The sequence below is a fragment of the Paraburkholderia domus genome (assembly GCF_905220705.1).
Taxonomy (GTDB): domain Bacteria; phylum Pseudomonadota; class Gammaproteobacteria; order Burkholderiales; family Burkholderiaceae; genus Paraburkholderia; species Paraburkholderia domus.
Genome location: NZ_CAJNAT010000015.1, coordinates 1 through 16438, shown reverse-complemented (window position 1 = coordinate 16438; position 16438 = coordinate 1). Strand labels below are relative to the sequence as shown.

Genomic DNA, 16438 nt, shown 5'->3' with positions numbered 1-16438 from the left:
TCTGTTTCCGGGCAAAGCAGAAACGATTGCGCATCGAACTTCCGAACCAGGGTGTCAGCGCACGAATTGACTTCGCGCACAGGCATTCCAAGAACCGGAACCTAGCATAATATTCCGAAAATGCTAAGCGAGTCAACAGGTTGCATTGCTTCGCACGCCTGCCGACCTCAAACTGGGCCCACCGGCACTCAGTCGGCGGCAACGACTTCCAGCAGCTCGTCGCCAAAGCGGTCGAGTTTGCGGGCGCCCATGCCCGGAATGCCGCGCAAATCCTCGATGGAATCTGGGCCGTTGCGGGCAATTTCGGCCAGCGTAGCGTCGTGGAAAATAACGTAGGCCGGCACGCCGTCGCTTTTCGCTGTCTCCGTGCGCCAGGCGCGCAGGCGCTCCCAGCGGGCGCGCTCGCGCGGGCCCATCCCGATCGTCGGATCGGCGCGCTCGCTAGTACGGCCGGATGACTGGCGAGTACGCGTCGGTTTCACGTAGCGGCGCATCGTCACGTTCTGCTCGCTCTTCAACACCGCTTTGGCTGCTTCTGTCAGTACTAGCGAACCGAAACCTTCGTGGTCGACGGTGAGGTAGCCGAACGCGACGAGCTGACGAAAAATGGCGCGCCACTCCGGTTCGCCGAGCGCCGCGCCGATCCCGAAGGTGGTCAGCTTCTCGTGACCGCGTTGCAGAATCTTCTCGCTGCGGTTGCCCCGCAGGATATCGATCAGATGGCCGGCGCCGAAGTGAAAGCCACTCGCCCGCTGGGCGCGGAACACGCAGGACAGCGCCATCTGCGCTTCGCGCGTCGCATCCCAGGTGTCCGGCGGTTCAAGGCAGTTGTCGCAGTTGCCGCACGGCTTGCTCGACTCACCGAAATACGCAAGGAGCCGCACCCGCCGGCAGGTCGCCGCTTCACACAAACCGAGCAGCGCATCGAGCTTGCCGGTCTGCACGCGCTTGTGCGCGTCGTCGGCATCGGATTCGTCGATCATCTTGCGCTGCTGCACGACGTCGCCCAGACCGTACGTCATCCATGCATTGGCCGGCATGCCGTCACGGCCCGCGCGCCCGGTTTCCTGGTAGTAACCTTCGACGCTCTTCGGCAAATCAAGGTGAGCCACAAAACGTACGTCCGGCTTGTCGATCCCCATACCAAAGGCGATCGTTGCACACATCACGATGCCTTCCTCACGCTGGAACATCTCCTGATGCTTCTGGCGGATTTCGAACTCCATGCCGGCGTGATACGGCAAAGCGCGCATACCCTTCTCTTTGAGCCACTCTGCCGTTTCTTCGACCTTGCGACGCGACAGGCAGTAGACAACGCCGGCGTCCGTTGTGCCGTCCGGTTTCGAGTGTTCGGCGCGAATGAAGTCGAGCAATTGCGTACGCGCATTGTCCTTTTCAACGATGCGATAGCGAATGTTCGGGCGATCGAAGCTGGAGACAAAGATGCGCGCGTCATCGAGCGCGAGACGGTGGATGATTTCGTCGCGCGTGATCGCATCGGCGGTCGCGGTGAGCGCAATGCGCGGCACATTCGGAAAGCGCTCGTGCAGTACCGACAGCTGAATATATTCAGGACGGAAATCGTGGCCCCATTGCGACACGCAGTGCGCTTCGTCGATGGCGAACAGACCGATGCGCGTACGCTCGAGCAATTCCTGGAAGCGGGGCGTCATCAGGCGTTCCGGCGCCACATACAGCAGATCGATTTCGCCTTCGCGCAGCGCGCGTTCGGTAGCCATTGCTTCCGCACTCGACAGCGTCGAGTTCAGGTAGGCGGCACGCACACCGACTTCCCTGAGCGCAGCGACCTGATCCTGCATCAACGCGATCAACGGAGACACGACGATCCCAGCTCCGCACCCTGCCTCGCGCCGCACCAACGAAGGAATCTGATAACACAACGACTTGCCGCCGCCCGTCGGCATCAGCACCAGGCAATCGCCTCCACCAGCGACGTGTTCGACGATTTCGCCCTGCTGTCCTCTGAACGCGGGGTAACCAAAGACTTCGTTGAGGATTTCGAGCGGACGGGACATGAATTTGAGAGAAGCAGCTTAAAGCCGGTGACACGAATTTTACCAACGCATTCGTGCTGCGCCCGCGCTTTGCGACAACGTTAGCCGTTCAGCCGACGAATCCACAAAAACGCACAAAAACGAAGCGCCCGCGGTGCGTGGGACAGGAGTAAGTGCTACAGCACTAACTCCTGTCGACAAAAAAAAACCGCTCAGTCGAAACTGAGCGGCTTCGCTGGCTGGTGAGCCCAAGCGGCTTACGCCGCCGGGACTTACTCGCCTGAGTGCTGCTGTTCGGCGGCCGGGGTTTCCGGCGTACCGAATTCGAACGACTCTTCCGCTGCGATCTGGTCGAAACGCTCGCGGTCGGACAGTTCCTTGCTCTTGCGTGCCTTGTGGAACGCGAGACCCGTACCAGCCGGAATCAGACGACCAACGATCACGTTTTCCTTCAGGCCGCGCAGATCATCGCGCTTGCCCATGATCGCCGCTTCGGTCAGCACGCGGGTCGTTTCCTGGAACGATGCCGCAGAGATGAACGAATCGGTCGACAGCGATGCCTTCGTGATACCGAGCAGCACGTTGTCGTAGGTTGCCGGGATCTTGCCTTCCGCCGCCATCCGGTCGTTCTCGTCGAGCATATCCGAGCGCTCGACCTGTTCGCCCATGATGAAGCGCGTGTCACCGTTATCGACGATCTGCACGCGGCGCAGCATCTGACGGACGATCACTTCAATGTGCTTGTCATTGATCTTCACGCCCTGCAGACGATACACGTCCTGCACTTCGTCAACGATGTAGCGCGCCAGCGCTTCGACGCCCTGCAAACGCAGAATGTCGTGCGGATCAGCCGGCCCGTCGACAATCATTTCGCCCTTGTTGACGACCTGACCATCGTGCACCAGAACCTGCTTTTCCTTCGCGATCAGGAACTCGTGCTGATTGCCTTCGAGGTCCGTGATAACGAGACGCTGCTTGCCCTTCGTGTCCTTACCGAACGACGTCGTGCCCGTGACTTCCGCCAGAATACCGGCGTCCTTCGGCGAGCGCGCTTCGAACAGTTCGGCCACACGCGGCAGACCACCGGTAATGTCGCGAGTCTTTTGCGATTCGACCGGGATACGTGCCAGCACTTCACCGACCTGCACTTGCTGACCGTCCTTCACGGTGATCAGAGCGCCGACCTGGAAGCCGATCTGCACCGAGTGCTCGGTGTTCGGGATCTTGACTTCTTCGCCGTTCGCGTCGAGCAGCTTGACCTGCGGACGCACCGTCTTCGACGCTTGCGAACCGCGGCGCTTCACGTCGATCACGACCAGCGTCGAGAGACCCGTCACATCGTCGATCTGCTTGGCAACCGTCACGCCTTCTTCGACGTTTTCGAACTTCACCGTACCACCGTACTCGGTGATGATCGGACGCGTCATCGGGTCCCACGTCGCCAGTTGCGTGCCGGCCTTGATCTGCGCGCCGTCCAGTTGCAACAGCGTCGCGCCGTACGGCACCTTGTGACGTTCGCGCTCGCGACCGTGGTCGTCGGTGATCATGGCTTCGCCCGAACGCGAAATGACGATCTGTTCGCCCTTCGCGTTGGTGACGTAACGCATGGTCGCCGTGAAACGCACCGTACCGTTCGACTTGGCTTCAACCGACGAAGCCACTGCTGCACGCGATGCCGCACCACCGATGTGGAACGTCCGCATCGTGAGCTGCGTGCCCGGTTCACCGATCGACTGAGCAGCGATCACGCCGACTGCTTCGCCAACGTTGACCGACGAGCCACGACCCAGGTCGCGGCCGTAGCAGGCTGCGCACAGACCGTAACGCGTTTCGCAAGTCAGCGGCGTACGCACGCGCACTTCGTCGATGCCGAGGCGTTCGATTTCTTCGACCGCGTCTTCGTCGAGCAACGTGCCCGTTTCGTACAGCGTTTCCTGCGTTTCCGGATTGACGACGTCAGCCACCGTCACGCGACCGAGAATACGGTCACGCAGCGCTTCGACCACTTCACCGCCTTCGACCAACGCCTTCATCGCGACGCCGTTGGACGTACCGCAATCGTCCTCGACCACCACGAGATCCTGCGTCACGTCGACCAGACGACGGGTCAGGTAACCCGAGTTAGCCGTCTTCAGTGCCGTATCAGCCAGACCCTTACGTGCACCGTGGGTCGAGATGAAGTACTGCAACACGTTCAGGCCTTCACGGAAGTTCGCCGTAATCGGCGTTTCGATGATCGAGCCGTCCGGCTTCGCCATCAGGCCACGCATACCGGCCAGCTGACGAATCTGAACTGCGGAACCACGAGCACCCGAGTCCGCCATCATGTAGATGGAGTTGAACGATTCCTGACGCGTTTCGTTGCCGTCGCGATCCGTGACCGGTTCCGTCGACAGCTGTTCCATCATCGCCTTGCCGACCGCTTCCGATGTTGCCGACCAGATGTCGACCACGTTGTTGTAGCGCTCTTGCGACGTGACCAGACCCGACATGTACTGACGGTCGTATTCCTTCACCTTCTTGGCTGCATCGCCGACGATCTGTTCTTTCTGCGGCGGCACGAGCATGTCGTCGACGCAGATCGAAATACCAGCGCGCGTTGCCAGACGGAAACCCGACTGCATCAACTGATCGGCGAAAATCACCGTTTCGCGCAGACCGCACTTGCGGAATGCGGTGTTGATCAAGCGCGAGATTTCCTTCTTCTTCAGCGGCTTGTTCAGCACCGAGAACGGCAGGCCCGGCGGCAGAATTTCCGACAGGATCGAACGGCCAACGGTCGTTGCGTACAGCGTGATCTTCGGCACGAATGCCGGCGCACCTTCCGATTTGTCTTCGTTGTGGACCATTTCCGTGATCCGCACGTTGACGCGCGAGGCCAGCTCGACTTCCTTGTTCTCGTAAGCACGCAGTGCTTCCGACACGCCGGTGAACGTCAGGCCTTCGCCCTTGGCGTTCACTGCTTCACGCGTCGCGTAGTACAGGCCGAGCACGATATCCTGCGACGGCACGATCGACGGATCGCCGTTAGCCGGGAACAGGATGTTGTTCGACGCCAGCATCAGCGTACGCGCTTCCATCTGCGCTTCGAGCGACAGCGGCACGTGCACAGCCATCTGGTCACCGTCGAAGTCGGCGTTGAACGCCGCGCAAACGAGCGGGTGCAGCTGGATAGCCTTACCTTCGATCAGCACCGGCTCGAAAGCCTGAATGCCAAGACGGTGCAGCGTCGGCGCACGGTTCAGCATGACCGGATGCTCGCGGATCACCTCTTCGAGGATGTCCCACACCACTGGCGTCTGGTTCTCGACTTCCTTCTTCGCAGCCTTGATGGTGGTAGCAACACCCATCACTTCGAGCTTGTTGAAGATGAACGGTTTGAACAGTTCGAGCGCCATCAACTTCGGCAGACCGCACTGATGCAGCTTGAGCGTCGGGCCGACCACGATCACCGAACGGCCCGAATAGTCCACGCGCTTACCGAGCAAGTTCTGACGGAAACGACCGCCCTTACCCTTGATCATGTCAGCGAGCGACTTCAGCGGACGCTTGTTCGCGCCGGTCATTGCCTTACCGCGACGACCGTTGTCGAGCAGCGAATCGACGGCTTCCTGCAGCATCCGCTTTTCGTTGCGGACGATGATTTCAGGCGCCTTCAGTTCGAGCAGACGCTTCAACCGGTTGTTACGGTTGATCACGCGGCGATACAGGTCGTTCAGGTCCGACGTCGCGAAGCGGCCGCCATCCAGCGGCACCAGCGGACGCAGTTCCGGCGGCAGCACCGGCAGCACTTCGAGCACCATCCAGTCAGGCTTGATGCCCGAACGTTGGAACGCCTCGAGCACCTTCAGGCGCTTCGCGTACTTCTTGATCTTCGCTTCCGAACCCGTGTTCTTGAGTTCAGTGCGCAGCATCTCGACCTGTTCGTCGATGTTGATCGCGCGCAGCAGTTCGCGAACGCCTTCCGCGCCCATCTCGGCACGGAATTCGTCACCGTACTCTTCGACCTTGTTGTAGTAATCCTCTTCCGTCATGATCTGCCGCGCTTTCAGCGGCGTCATGCCCGGATCGATCACCACGTATGCTTCGAAGTACAGCACGCGTTCGATGTCGCGCAGCGTCATGTCGAGCACCATGCCCAGACGCGACGGCAGCGACTTCAGGAACCAGATGTGAGCGACCGGCGAGGCCAACTCAATGTGGCCCATCCGTTCGCGACGCACCTTGGCGAGCGTCACTTCGACGCCGCACTTTTCACAGATCACGCCACGATGCTTCAGGCGCTTGTACTTGCCGCAAAGGCATTCGTAGTCTTTGATCGGCCCGAAGATCTTCGCGCAGAACAAACCATCGCGTTCCGGCTTGAACGTCCGGTAGTTGATGGTTTCCGGCTTCTTCACTTCACCGAACGACCACGAACGGATCTTGTCTGGCGAGGCCAGACCGATCTTGATCGCGTCAAAAACTTCAGGCTGTTGGACTTGCTTGAATAGATCGAGCAGAGCTTTCATTGCTTTCTCTCCGTAGTCCGATTAGTTGCGGTCGAGGTCGATGTCGATACCGAGCGAGCGGATTTCCTTCACCAACACGTTGAAGGATTCCGGCATGCCGGCGTCGATCACGTGATCACCCTTGACCAGGTTCTCATACACCTTGGTCCGGCCCGCCACGTCATCCGACTTCACCGTCAGCATTTCTTGCAACACGTACGATGCGCCGTACGCTTCGAGCGCCCACACTTCCATTTCACCGAAACGCTGGCCACCGAACTGCGCCTTACCGCCCAACGGCTGCTGCGTCACGAGCGAGTACGGGCCCGTGGAACGCGCGTGCATCTTGTCGTCGACCAAGTGGTGCAGCTTCAGGTAGTGCATGTAACCGACAGTCACCGTACGTTCGAACATCTCACCCGTGCGACCGTCATACAGACGCACCTGGTTCTTCGACGGCGTCATGCCGAGGTTCTTCGCGATGTCGTCCGGGAATGCCAGATCCAGCGCGCGCGACATTTCTTCTTCCGTCGCACCGTCGAACACCGGCGTGGCAAACGGAACGCCTTCACGCAGGTTCTTCGCCAGTTCGACGATTTCGTCGTCCGTGAAGCTGTCCAGCTCTTCAGCGCGGCCCGACTCGTTGTAAATCTTGGTTAGGAATTCGCGCAGTTCAGCGATCTTCGCCTGACGCTGCAGCATTTCGCCGATACGCCAGCCGAGACCCTTCGCGGCCCAACCCAGATGCACTTCGAGAACCTGACCCACGTTCATCCGCGACGGCACGCCGAGCGGATTGAGCACGACGTCAGCCGGACGGCCATCGGCCATGTACGGCATGTCTTCGATCGGAACGATCTTCGACACCACACCCTTGTTACCGTGACGGCCGGCCATCTTGTCGCCAGGCTGCAGACGACGCTTGACTGCCAGATACACCTTGACCATCTTCAGCACGCCCGGCGGCAGTTCGTCGCCTTGCGTGAGCTTCTTGCGCTTTTCTTCGAACGCCAGATCGAACTGGTGACGCTTCTGTTCGATCGAGTCCTTGATAGCTTCGAGCTGTGCCGCTGCTTCTTCGTCCGCGAGGCGGATGTCGAACCAGTGGTAGTGGTCGAGATCTTCCAGGTAAGCCTGTTCGATCTTCGTACCCTTCGCGAGCTTCTTCGGACCGCCGTTCGCGACCTTGCCGGCCAGCATACGTGCGAGACGCTGGAATGCATCGCCTTCCACGATACGCAGTTGGTCGTTCAGGTCGAGGCGATAACGCTTCAGTTCATCGTCGATGATCTGTTGCGCACGCTTGTCGCGCTGAATGCCTTCACGCGTGAACACTTGCACGTCGATGACCGTACCGCTCATGCCCGACGGCACGCGCAGCGACGTGTCCTTCACGTCCGAAGCCTTTTCACCGAAGATCGCGCGCAGCAGCTTTTCTTCCGGCGTCAGCTGGGTTTCGCCCTTCGGCGTGACCTTACCGACCAGCACGTCGCCTGCTTCGACTTCAGCGCCGATGTAGACGATGCCCGACTCATCGAGACGGCCGAGTTGCACTTCAGCCAGGTTCGAAATGTCGCGCGTGATTTCTTCCGGTCCGAGCTTCGTATCGCGAGCAACGACGTTCAGTTCTTCGATGTGGATCGACGTGTAACGATCGTCAGCAACCACCTTCTCCGAGATCAAGATCGAATCTTCGAAGTTGTAGCCGTTCCACGGCATGAACGCGACGAGCATGTTCTGGCCGAGAGCCAGTTCGCCGAGGTCGGTCGATGCACCGTCAGCCAGCACGTCGCCACGCGACACGATATCGCCGACCTTCACGATCGGGCGCTGGTTGATGTTCGTGTTCTGGTTCGAACGCGTGTACTTGATCAGGTTGTAGATGTCCACGCCGACGTCGCCAGCAACGGCTTCATCGTCGTTCACGCGGATCACCATACGGCCTGCGTCGACGTAATCGACCACACCACCGCGGAATGCCTGAACCGTCGTACCCGAGTCGACTGCCACGGTGCGTTCGATACCCGTACCGACCACGGCCTTTTCAGGACGCAGACACGGCACAGCCTGACGCTGCATGTTCGAACCCATCAATGCGCGGTTCGCGTCATCGTGCTCGAGGAACGGAATCAGCGATGCTGCCACCGACACGATCTGCGACGGCGCCACGTCCATGTACTGGATGCGGTCCGGCGTAACCATCAGCGTTTCGCCTGCTTCACGCGACGACACGAGTTCGTCGGTCAGCGAGCCGTCAGCAGCAACCGCCGCGTTCGCCTGAGCGATCACGTAACGGCCTTCTTCAATCGCCGACAGATAGTCGATCTGATCGGTCACCTTGCTGTCCACAACCTTACGATACGGCGTTTCGAGGAAGCCGTATTCGTTCAGGTGCGCGTACAGTGCGAGCGAGTTGATCAGGCCGATGTTCGGACCTTCCGGCGTTTCAATCGGGCACACACGGCCGTAGTGGGTCGGGTGCACGTCGCGGACTTCAAAGCCAGCGCGCTCACGCGTCAACCCGCCCGGGCCAAGTGCCGAAACACGGCGCTTGTGGGTGATTTCCGACAGCGGGTTGGTCTGGTCCATAAACTGCGACAGCTGCGACGAACCGAAGAACTCGCGAATCGCCGACGAAATCGGCTTCGAGTTGATCAGGTCGTGCGGCATCAGGTTTTCGCTTTCGGCCTGGCCGAGGCGTTCCTTCACAGCACGTTCGACACGCACGAGACCTGCGCGGAACTGGTTTTCCGCCAGTTCGCCGACGCAACGCACACGACGATTGCCCAAGTGGTCGATGTCGTCCACTTCGCCCTTGCCGTTACGCAGTTCGACCAGGATCTTGATCGTTGCGAGGATGTCGTCGTCTTGCAGCGTCATCGGGCCGACGATTTCGTCGCGACCGACACGGCGGTTGAACTTCATACGACCCACCTTGGACAGGTCGTATGCGTCTTCGCTGTAGAACAGACGGTTGAACAGCGCCTCGACCGCTTCTTCGGTCGGCGGTTCGCCCGGACGCATCATGCGGTAGATCGCGATGCGAGCGGCCATCTTGTCCGCGGTTTCGTCGATACGCAGCGTCGACGAGATGTACGGACCTTGATCCAGATCGTTCGTGTAGAGCGTCTGGATATCTTTGATCTTCGATTCGCGGAGCTTTTCGAGGACGGTTTCGGTGATTTCGTCGTTCGCGTTGGCGATGACTTCACCGGTGTCGCCGTCGACGACGTTCTTCGCGAGCACGCGGCCGAGCAGATAGTCTTCCGGCACCGAGATGAACTTCGTCTTCGCGTTGTCGAGATCGCGAATGTGCTTAGCGTTGATCCGCTTGTCCTTCTGGACGATCACGTTGCCGTCACGATCCGTGATGTCGAAACGCGCGACTTCACCACGCAGACGCTCCGGCACGAATTCCATCTGCGCGCCTTCCGGCATCAGCGTGAAATTGTCGAACACGAAGAAGTTTGCGAGGATCTGTTCCGGCGTCAGGCCAATTGCCTTGAGCAGGATCGTGACCGGCATCTTGCGACGGCGGTCGACGCGGAAGTACAGCACGTCCTTCGGATCGAATTCGAAGTCGAGCCACGAGCCGCGGTAAGGAATGATACGAGCCGAGAACAGGAGCTTGCCCGAGCTGTGCGTCTTGCCCTTGTCGTGTTCGAAGAACACGCCCGGCGAACGATGCAGCTGCGAAACGATCACGCGCTCCGTGCCGTTGATGACGAACGAACCGGTCGGTGTCATGAGCGGAATTTCGCCCATATACACTTCCTGTTCCTTCACTTCCTTGACGACCGGCTTGCTCGGCGATTCCTTGTCGAGCAGCACCAGGCGCACTTTCGCGCGCAGTGCTGAGCAGTACGTCAAACCGCGCTGCTGACATTCCTTGATGTTGAATGCCGGCGGCGACAGCATGTAGCTGACGAACTCTAGACGTGCGAACCCGTTATGCGAAACAATTGGGAAAACGGACGTGAACGCAGCTTGCAGGCCTTCCGGCTTGCGTTGCGTGGACGACGTGTCTGCTTGCAGAAACGTGCTGAATGATTCAAGCTGGGTAGCCAGCAGGAAAGGTACTTGGTGAACGATGGGGCGCTTCGCAAAACTCTTGCGAATGCGCTTCTTCTCGGTGAAGGAATATTGCATACGATCTCCGAATCACGGCGGGCATTGTTGTCGAGGCAGGATACCTTGATGAGACAACCCGAGTGTTCACCGACTGAGACCCGATGGCCGTCCGATGGCTTGAACGAGCCTAGAAGCTTGGTGGTTGGCCGCTACCAACCGCTGGCTGACGGCAGCGGATGCCTATGTTGCCCGCTACCCGACCAAACTTGCCTTCTGCAGTCGCTTCAGAAGACAAAGAAAAACGCCGGTCAATATTGCCGATAGGCGATTTTCTTTGGCTTCTGGGACCCCCGCTCTTGCCGAAATCTGCTGGCAAAAACGTGGTTCCCACAAAGCACAAAAAGGCCGGCGGTGGAAAACCGCCAGCCTTCGCACAACGCGCTGAAACTTACTTGATTTCAGCCTTCGCGCCGGCTTCTTCCAACTTCTTCTTGGCTTCTTCAGCAGCAGCCTTCGGTACCGATTCCTTAACAGGCTTCGGTGCACCGTCGACCAGGTCCTTCGCTTCCTTCAGGCCGAGACCCGTCAGTTCACGAACAGCCTTAATGACCGAAACCTTGTTCGCGCCGACTTCCGTCAGGTTGACCGTGAATTCGGTTTGCTCTTCAGCAGCAGCAGCAGCGCCGCCGCCTGCCGGGCCTGCCACTGCAACAGCAGCTGCCGACACGCCAAACTTTTCTTCGAACGCCTTGACCAGCTCGTTCAGTTCCAGAACCGACATCGAGCTTACTGCCTCGAGGATGTCATCTTTTGCGATTGCCATTTGAAATACTCCTAAATTGAATTCGGATACAGCCAGCGATCAATCACGCTCGACTGAAGTGCGTTACGCAGCAGCTTCTTCGCCTTGTTTCTTTTCTGCCAGCGCGGCCAGAGCGCGCGCGAAGCCGGAAACAGGTGCTTGCATAACGTACAACAGCTTGGAGAGCAGTTCTTCGCGGCTCGGGATGCTTGCCAGCGCTTGCACGCCAGCCTTGTCCATCACCTTGCCTTCGTAGGAACCAGCCTTGATGACCAACTTGTCATTGCTCTTGCTGAAGTCATTGACGACCTTAGCAGCAGCAATTGCATCTTCCGAGATGCCGTAGATCAGGGGGCCAGTCATCTGCTCTGCCAGCGAAGCAAACGGGGTACCTTCGACAGCGCGACGCGCCAGCGTGTTTTTCAACACGCGCAGGTACACCTGTTGCTCACGCGCTTTCGCGCGCAGCTTGGTCAGATCGCCAACCGCGATTCCACGATACTCAGCCAGAACCACGGTCTGGGCTTTCGCGACTTGCGCGGCAACCTCAGCGACGACGGCCTGCTTGCTTTCTTTGTTAAGTGGCACGGTTAACCTCCAGATTCGATACACGCAGCGTGCGCCTTGTGTACCGCGTTCAATAACGGCGTCCGACCAGTCAGGAGTATTTCGACCGCCTGAATCCCGCATTGCTGCAGACTTCAACCGGCTTCATCACTACAAAACCTTTTCGGGTTCGCCATCTGCGTTGGCTTTACATTAAGGGACCGCCTACCTGCTGCGTTCCCGCCAACGGTCTTTGACAACCGGTCGCTTGATGCAAACTGCCATTTCGCGACCGCCCAAAGCCCATAAAACCGCCTCGACTCACATCGAGGCGATGAAATTTATTACTGTGCTGCGATCGATGCCTGGTCGACGCGAACGCCAACGCCCATCGTGCTCGACAGCGCAACCTTACGCAGGTACACACCCTTGCTCGTTGCCGGCTTCGCCTTTTGCAGCGCGTCGACCAGAGCGTTCAGGTTGCTACGCAGAGCCGTCGGCTCGAACGAAGCACGGCCAATCGTGGCGTGGATGATACCGGCCTTGTCGACACGGAATTGCACCTGACCAGCCTTGGCATTCTTGACTGCAGTCGCGACGTCCGGCGTAACCGTGCCGACCTTCGGGTTCGGCATCAGGCCGCGCGGGCCGAGGATCTGACCGAGCGTACCTACAACGCGCATCGTGTCCGGCGAAGCGATCACGATGTCGAAGTCCAGCTTGCCGGCCTTGACTTGTTCAGCCAGGTCTTCCATACCGACGACTTCTGCGCCGGCTGCACGAGCTTGCTCAGCCTTTTCGCCTTGTGCGAACACAGCCACACGAACCGACTTACCGGTACCAGCCGGCAGGACGACCGAACCGCGAACCACTTGGTCCGACTTCTTCGCGTCGATGCCGAGTTGCACTGCAACGTCGATCGACTCGTCGAACTTCGCGCTTGCGCATTCCTTCACGAGCGACAGAGCTTCGTCGATCGCGTACAGCTTTTGACGATCAACCTTGGCTGCAAATGCTTGCAGACGCTTTGAAAGCTTAGCCATTTACACGCCCTCCACGGTGATGCCCATCGAGCGGGCGCTACCAGCGATCGTACGAACCGCTGCGTCCAGATCAGCTGCCGTCAGATCGGGCATCTTGGTCTTGGCGATGTCTTCCGCTTGAGCGCGAGTGATCTTGCCGACCTTGTCGGTATGCGGCTTTGCCGAACCCTTGTCGATCTTCGCTGCCTTCTTGATCAGAACCGTAGCCGGCGGCGTCTTCAGAACAAACGTGAAGCTCTTGTCCGCGAACGCGGTGATCACGACCGGAATCGGCAGACCCGGTTCCAGAGCTTGAGTCTGCGCGTTGAACGCCTTGCAGAACTCCATGATGTTCAGGCCGCGTTGGCCCAGTGCCGGACCGACCGGCGGCGACGGGTTGGCTTTACCTGCAGGAATCTGCAGCTTGATAAAGCCGATGATTTTCTTTGCCATTTTGAAAACCTCTTAGGAACGCCGCCGTGGTACAAGCGGACATTCAGTGAGTAGTAGCGCGCGTTCGCCAAAAAAACAGACTACTTACGCTCCTCAACGGCCATTACGCGGACCGTAAGCGCGAAATACGGGACGCACCGATTGGTGCGCCCCGTAGAATTCTGGATTACAACTTTTCGACCTGGCCGAATTCCAGCTCGACCGGCGTTGCGCGGCCGAAGATCGTAACGGAAACACGGACGCGCGACTTTTCGTAGTTCACTTCTTCGACGCTGCCGTTGAAATCCGTGAACGGACCATCCTTCACCCGCACCATCTCGCCCACTTCGAACAGGGTCTTCGGGCGCGGCTTTTCCACGCCTTCCTGCATTTGCGACATGATCTTCTCGACTTCCCGCGGGGAAATCGGGCTCGGACGATTACGCGCACCGCCAACGAAACCCGTCACCTTTGCCGTGTTCTTCACGAGGTGCCACGTTTCGTCTGTCATTTCCATCTCCACAAGGACGTAGCCCGGGAAGAAACGACGTTCAGTCACCGATTTGTGACCGCCCTTCACCTCGACCACTTCTTCAGTCGGAACGAGGATTTGACCAAATTGGTCTTGCATGCCAGCACGTTCGATGCGCTCCTGAAGCGCACGTTGCACGCTCTTCTCCATGCCGGAGTAGGCGTGCACCACGTACCAACGCTTGCCGCTCGGGGATGCCGGAGTATCGCTCATATCATTTCCAACCCAGAATCACCGAGAAAATCGCCCATTCGATGGATTTGTCGCTAATCCAAAGAAAGATCGCCATGACGAACACGAAGCCGAACACTACGAGCGTTGTCTGAGTAGCCTCTTTACGAGTCGGCCAGACAACCTTACGAACTTCTTTGTACGAGTCTTTGGCGAAAGCGATGAAACCCTTGCCAGGCGCGGAGAGAAGACCGACTGCAACACCAGCGATAGCGCCAACAGCCAAGGCGGCTCCGCGGACGTACCATTCCTGGCCGCTGAGCCAGAAGAACCCCACGAACCCGGCCAAGACCAACAATACGCCCGCGACGAGCATCAGCTTGTCGCCGGATGTATTTACAGTTTCGACGGAAGGATTCGCCATAACACCTTAACGAAGCGCCATATACGACGCGAGAGTTGGCAGGGGCAGAGGGAATCGAACCCCCAACCTTCGGTTTTGGAGACCGACGCTCTGCCAGTTGAGCTATACCCCTAAACCATTTTGGGGTTGACGACACCGCCAACCCCGAAACCACCGATCAACGAGAACTTTCTGGCGTTACTCGAGAATCTTGGCAACCACACCTGCGCCGACCGTACGGCCGCCTTCGCGAATTGCGAAGCGCAGACCTTCTTCCATCGCGATCGGGTTGATCAGCTTCACCGTGATCGACACGTTGTCGCCCGGCATGACCATTTCCTTGTCCTTCGGCAACTCGATCGAGCCCGTCACGTCCGTCGTACGGAAGTAGAACTGCGGACGATAGTTGTTGAAGAACGGTGTGTGGCGGCCGCCTTCGTCCTTGCTCAGCACGTACACTTCAGCCGTGAAGTGCGTGTGCGGGTTGATCGAACCCGGCTTCGCCAGAACCTGGCCACGCTCCACGTCTTCACGCTTCGTGCCGCGCAGCAGGATACCAACGTTGTCGCCTGCCTGACCCTGGTCGAGCAGCTTGCGGAACATTTCCACGCCCGTGCACGTCGTCTTCACCGTCGGCTTGATACCGACGATTTCGATTTCTTCGCCGACCTTCACCACGCCGCGCTCAACGCGACCCGTCACCACCGTGCCACGACCCGAGATCGAGAACACGTCTTCCACCGGCATCAGGAACGCACCGTCAACTGCGCGCTCCGGCGTCGGGATGTACGTATCCAGCGCATCGGCCAGATTCATGATCGCCACTTCGCCCAGCTCGCCCGTGTCGCCTTCCAGCGCCAGCTTGGCCGAACCCTTGATGATCGGCGTGTCGTCGCCCGGGAAGTCGTACTTCGACAGAAGTTCGCGAACTTCCATCTCGACCAGTTCCAGCAGCTCAGCGTCGTCCACCATGTCGCACTTGTTCAGGAACACGATGATGTACGGAACGCCAACCTGACGCGCCAGCAGGATGTGCTCACGCGTTTGCGGCATCGGGCCGTCTGCGGCCGAGCACACCAGGATCGCGCCGTCCATCTGCGCTGCGCCCGTGATCATGTTCTTCACATAGTCAGCGTGGCCCGGGCAGTCGACGTGTGCGTAGTGGCGGTTAGCCGTTTCGTACTCGACGTGTGCCGTGTTAATCGTGATACCACGCGCCTTTTCTTCCGGCGCCGCGTCGATCTGGTCGTATGCCTTTGCTTCGCCGCCAAACTTCTTGGTCAGCACCGTCGTGATCGCTGCCGTCAGCGTGGTCTTGCCGTGGTCAACGTGACCGATCGTGCCGACGTTCACGTGCGGCTTGGTCCGCTCAAACTTACCCTTGGCCATTTTCGACTCCTAAGAGGATTTATCCGTACGTTGCGCCGCGCGCAAACAATCACCGAGTACTTCTGGTGCCCATGGGCAGGATCGAACTGCCGACCTCTCCCTTACCAAGGGAGTGCTCTACCACTGAGCCACATGGGCGCTACTTCTTTGTTACTGGAGCGGGTGAAGGGAATCGAACCCTCGTCGTAAGCTTGGAAGGCTTCTGCTCTACCATTGAGCTACACCCGCAAGGATTCATGGATTCCCAACTACTGCTACAGCTTGCATTCTGGTGGAGGAGGTTGGATTCGAACCAACGTAGGCGTAAGCCAACAGATTTACAGTCTGCCCCCTTTAGCCACTCGGGCACCCCTCCGCAGAGAACTGATGATTATGAGGGCACAACCGCTTGCTGTCAAGACCTGCTTGACTGCCCCAAACTCATAGCTCTCACTTATATAGTGATTCCAGCGCTGCCGTAAACGCAGAAACCCCGCCTTTGAGGGCGGGGTTTCTGGACATGCGTGGGAGCCTGACGATTACCTACTTTCACACGGGAATCCGCACTATCATCGGCGTGGAGTCG

The 16438-nt window shown here is 58.9% G+C and carries 11 protein-coding genes and 4 tRNA genes; 1 reads left to right on the top strand and 14 read right to left on the bottom strand.

Annotated elements, in window-relative coordinates:
* Positions 1-188 precede the first annotated feature (188 nt).
* The 3 genes from recQ to rpoB form a co-directional block, all read right to left on the bottom strand.
* Positions 189-2036, bottom strand: coding sequence for a DNA helicase RecQ (gene recQ, locus KHO31_RS23180; protein WP_211624212.1), 1848 nt, complete (start codon positions 2034-2036; stop codon positions 189-191).
* A gap of 251 nt (positions 2037-2287) precedes the next feature.
* The gene (gene rpoC / locus KHO31_RS23175; RefSeq protein ID WP_201084398.1) at positions 2288-6526 is read right to left on the bottom strand and encodes a DNA-directed RNA polymerase subunit beta'; all 4239 of its coding nucleotides are present in this window, start codon (positions 6524-6526) and stop codon (positions 2288-2290) included.
* A 21-nt stretch (positions 6527-6547) separates the two neighbouring features.
* Positions 6548-10654: a DNA-directed RNA polymerase subunit beta gene (gene rpoB, locus KHO31_RS23170; RefSeq protein ID WP_201084397.1), complete on the bottom strand. Its 4107-nt coding sequence runs from the start codon at positions 10652-10654 to the stop codon at positions 6548-6550.
* 124 nt (positions 10655-10778) lie between these two features.
* On the opposite strand from rpoB, the gene KHO31_RS23165 reads away from it, so the two are divergent.
* Positions 10779-11021 carry a hypothetical protein gene (locus KHO31_RS23165; RefSeq protein WP_201084396.1) on the top strand — a complete coding sequence of 81 codons (243 nt, stop codon included), beginning with the start codon at positions 10779-10781 and terminating at the stop codon, positions 11019-11021.
* A gap of 3 nt (positions 11022-11024) precedes the next feature.
* Here KHO31_RS23165 and rplL read toward each other — a convergent pair whose 3' ends face one another.
* The 11 genes from rplL to KHO31_RS23110 form a co-directional block, all read right to left on the bottom strand.
* Positions 11025-11399 carry a 50S ribosomal protein L7/L12 gene (gene rplL / locus KHO31_RS23160; protein WP_054043372.1) on the bottom strand — a complete coding sequence of 125 codons (375 nt, stop codon included), beginning with the start codon at positions 11397-11399 and terminating at the stop codon, positions 11025-11027.
* A 63-nt stretch (positions 11400-11462) separates the two neighbouring features.
* Positions 11463-11966 carry a 50S ribosomal protein L10 gene (gene rplJ, locus KHO31_RS23155; RefSeq protein ID WP_120289157.1) on the bottom strand — a complete coding sequence of 168 codons (504 nt, stop codon included), beginning with the start codon at positions 11964-11966 and terminating at the stop codon, positions 11463-11465.
* A 302-nt stretch (positions 11967-12268) separates the two neighbouring features.
* Complete coding sequence (rplA, locus tag KHO31_RS23150) at positions 12269-12967, bottom strand: 50S ribosomal protein L1 (RefSeq protein WP_007180145.1); 699 nt, start codon at positions 12965-12967, stop codon at positions 12269-12271.
* Entirely contained in the window at positions 12968-13399 is a 432-nt protein-coding gene (gene rplK, locus KHO31_RS23145; protein WP_115781229.1) for a 50S ribosomal protein L11, read from the bottom strand.
* Positions 13400-13565: 166 nt separating this feature from the next.
* A complete protein-coding gene (gene nusG, locus KHO31_RS23140) occupies positions 13566-14123 on the bottom strand; it encodes a transcription termination/antitermination protein NusG (RefSeq protein WP_007180147.1) in 558 nt (185 codons plus the stop codon).
* A 1-nt stretch (position 14124) separates the two neighbouring features.
* Entirely contained in the window at positions 14125-14505 is a 381-nt protein-coding gene (gene secE, locus KHO31_RS23135; RefSeq protein ID WP_046567533.1) for a preprotein translocase subunit SecE, read from the bottom strand.
* A gap of 36 nt (positions 14506-14541) precedes the next feature.
* Positions 14542-14617: transfer RNA gene (locus KHO31_RS23130), tRNA-Trp, on the bottom strand.
* A gap of 65 nt (positions 14618-14682) precedes the next feature.
* Positions 14683-15873, bottom strand: coding sequence for an elongation factor Tu (gene tuf, locus KHO31_RS23125; RefSeq protein ID WP_063497539.1), 1191 nt, complete (start codon positions 15871-15873; stop codon positions 14683-14685).
* A gap of 63 nt (positions 15874-15936) precedes the next feature.
* Positions 15937-16011, bottom strand: a tRNA-Thr gene (locus KHO31_RS23120).
* 16 nt (positions 16012-16027) lie between these two features.
* A tRNA-Gly gene (locus KHO31_RS23115) sits at positions 16028-16101 on the bottom strand.
* 41 nt (positions 16102-16142) lie between these two features.
* Positions 16143-16228, bottom strand: a tRNA-Tyr gene (locus KHO31_RS23110).
* Positions 16229-16438: the final 210 nt, after the last annotated feature.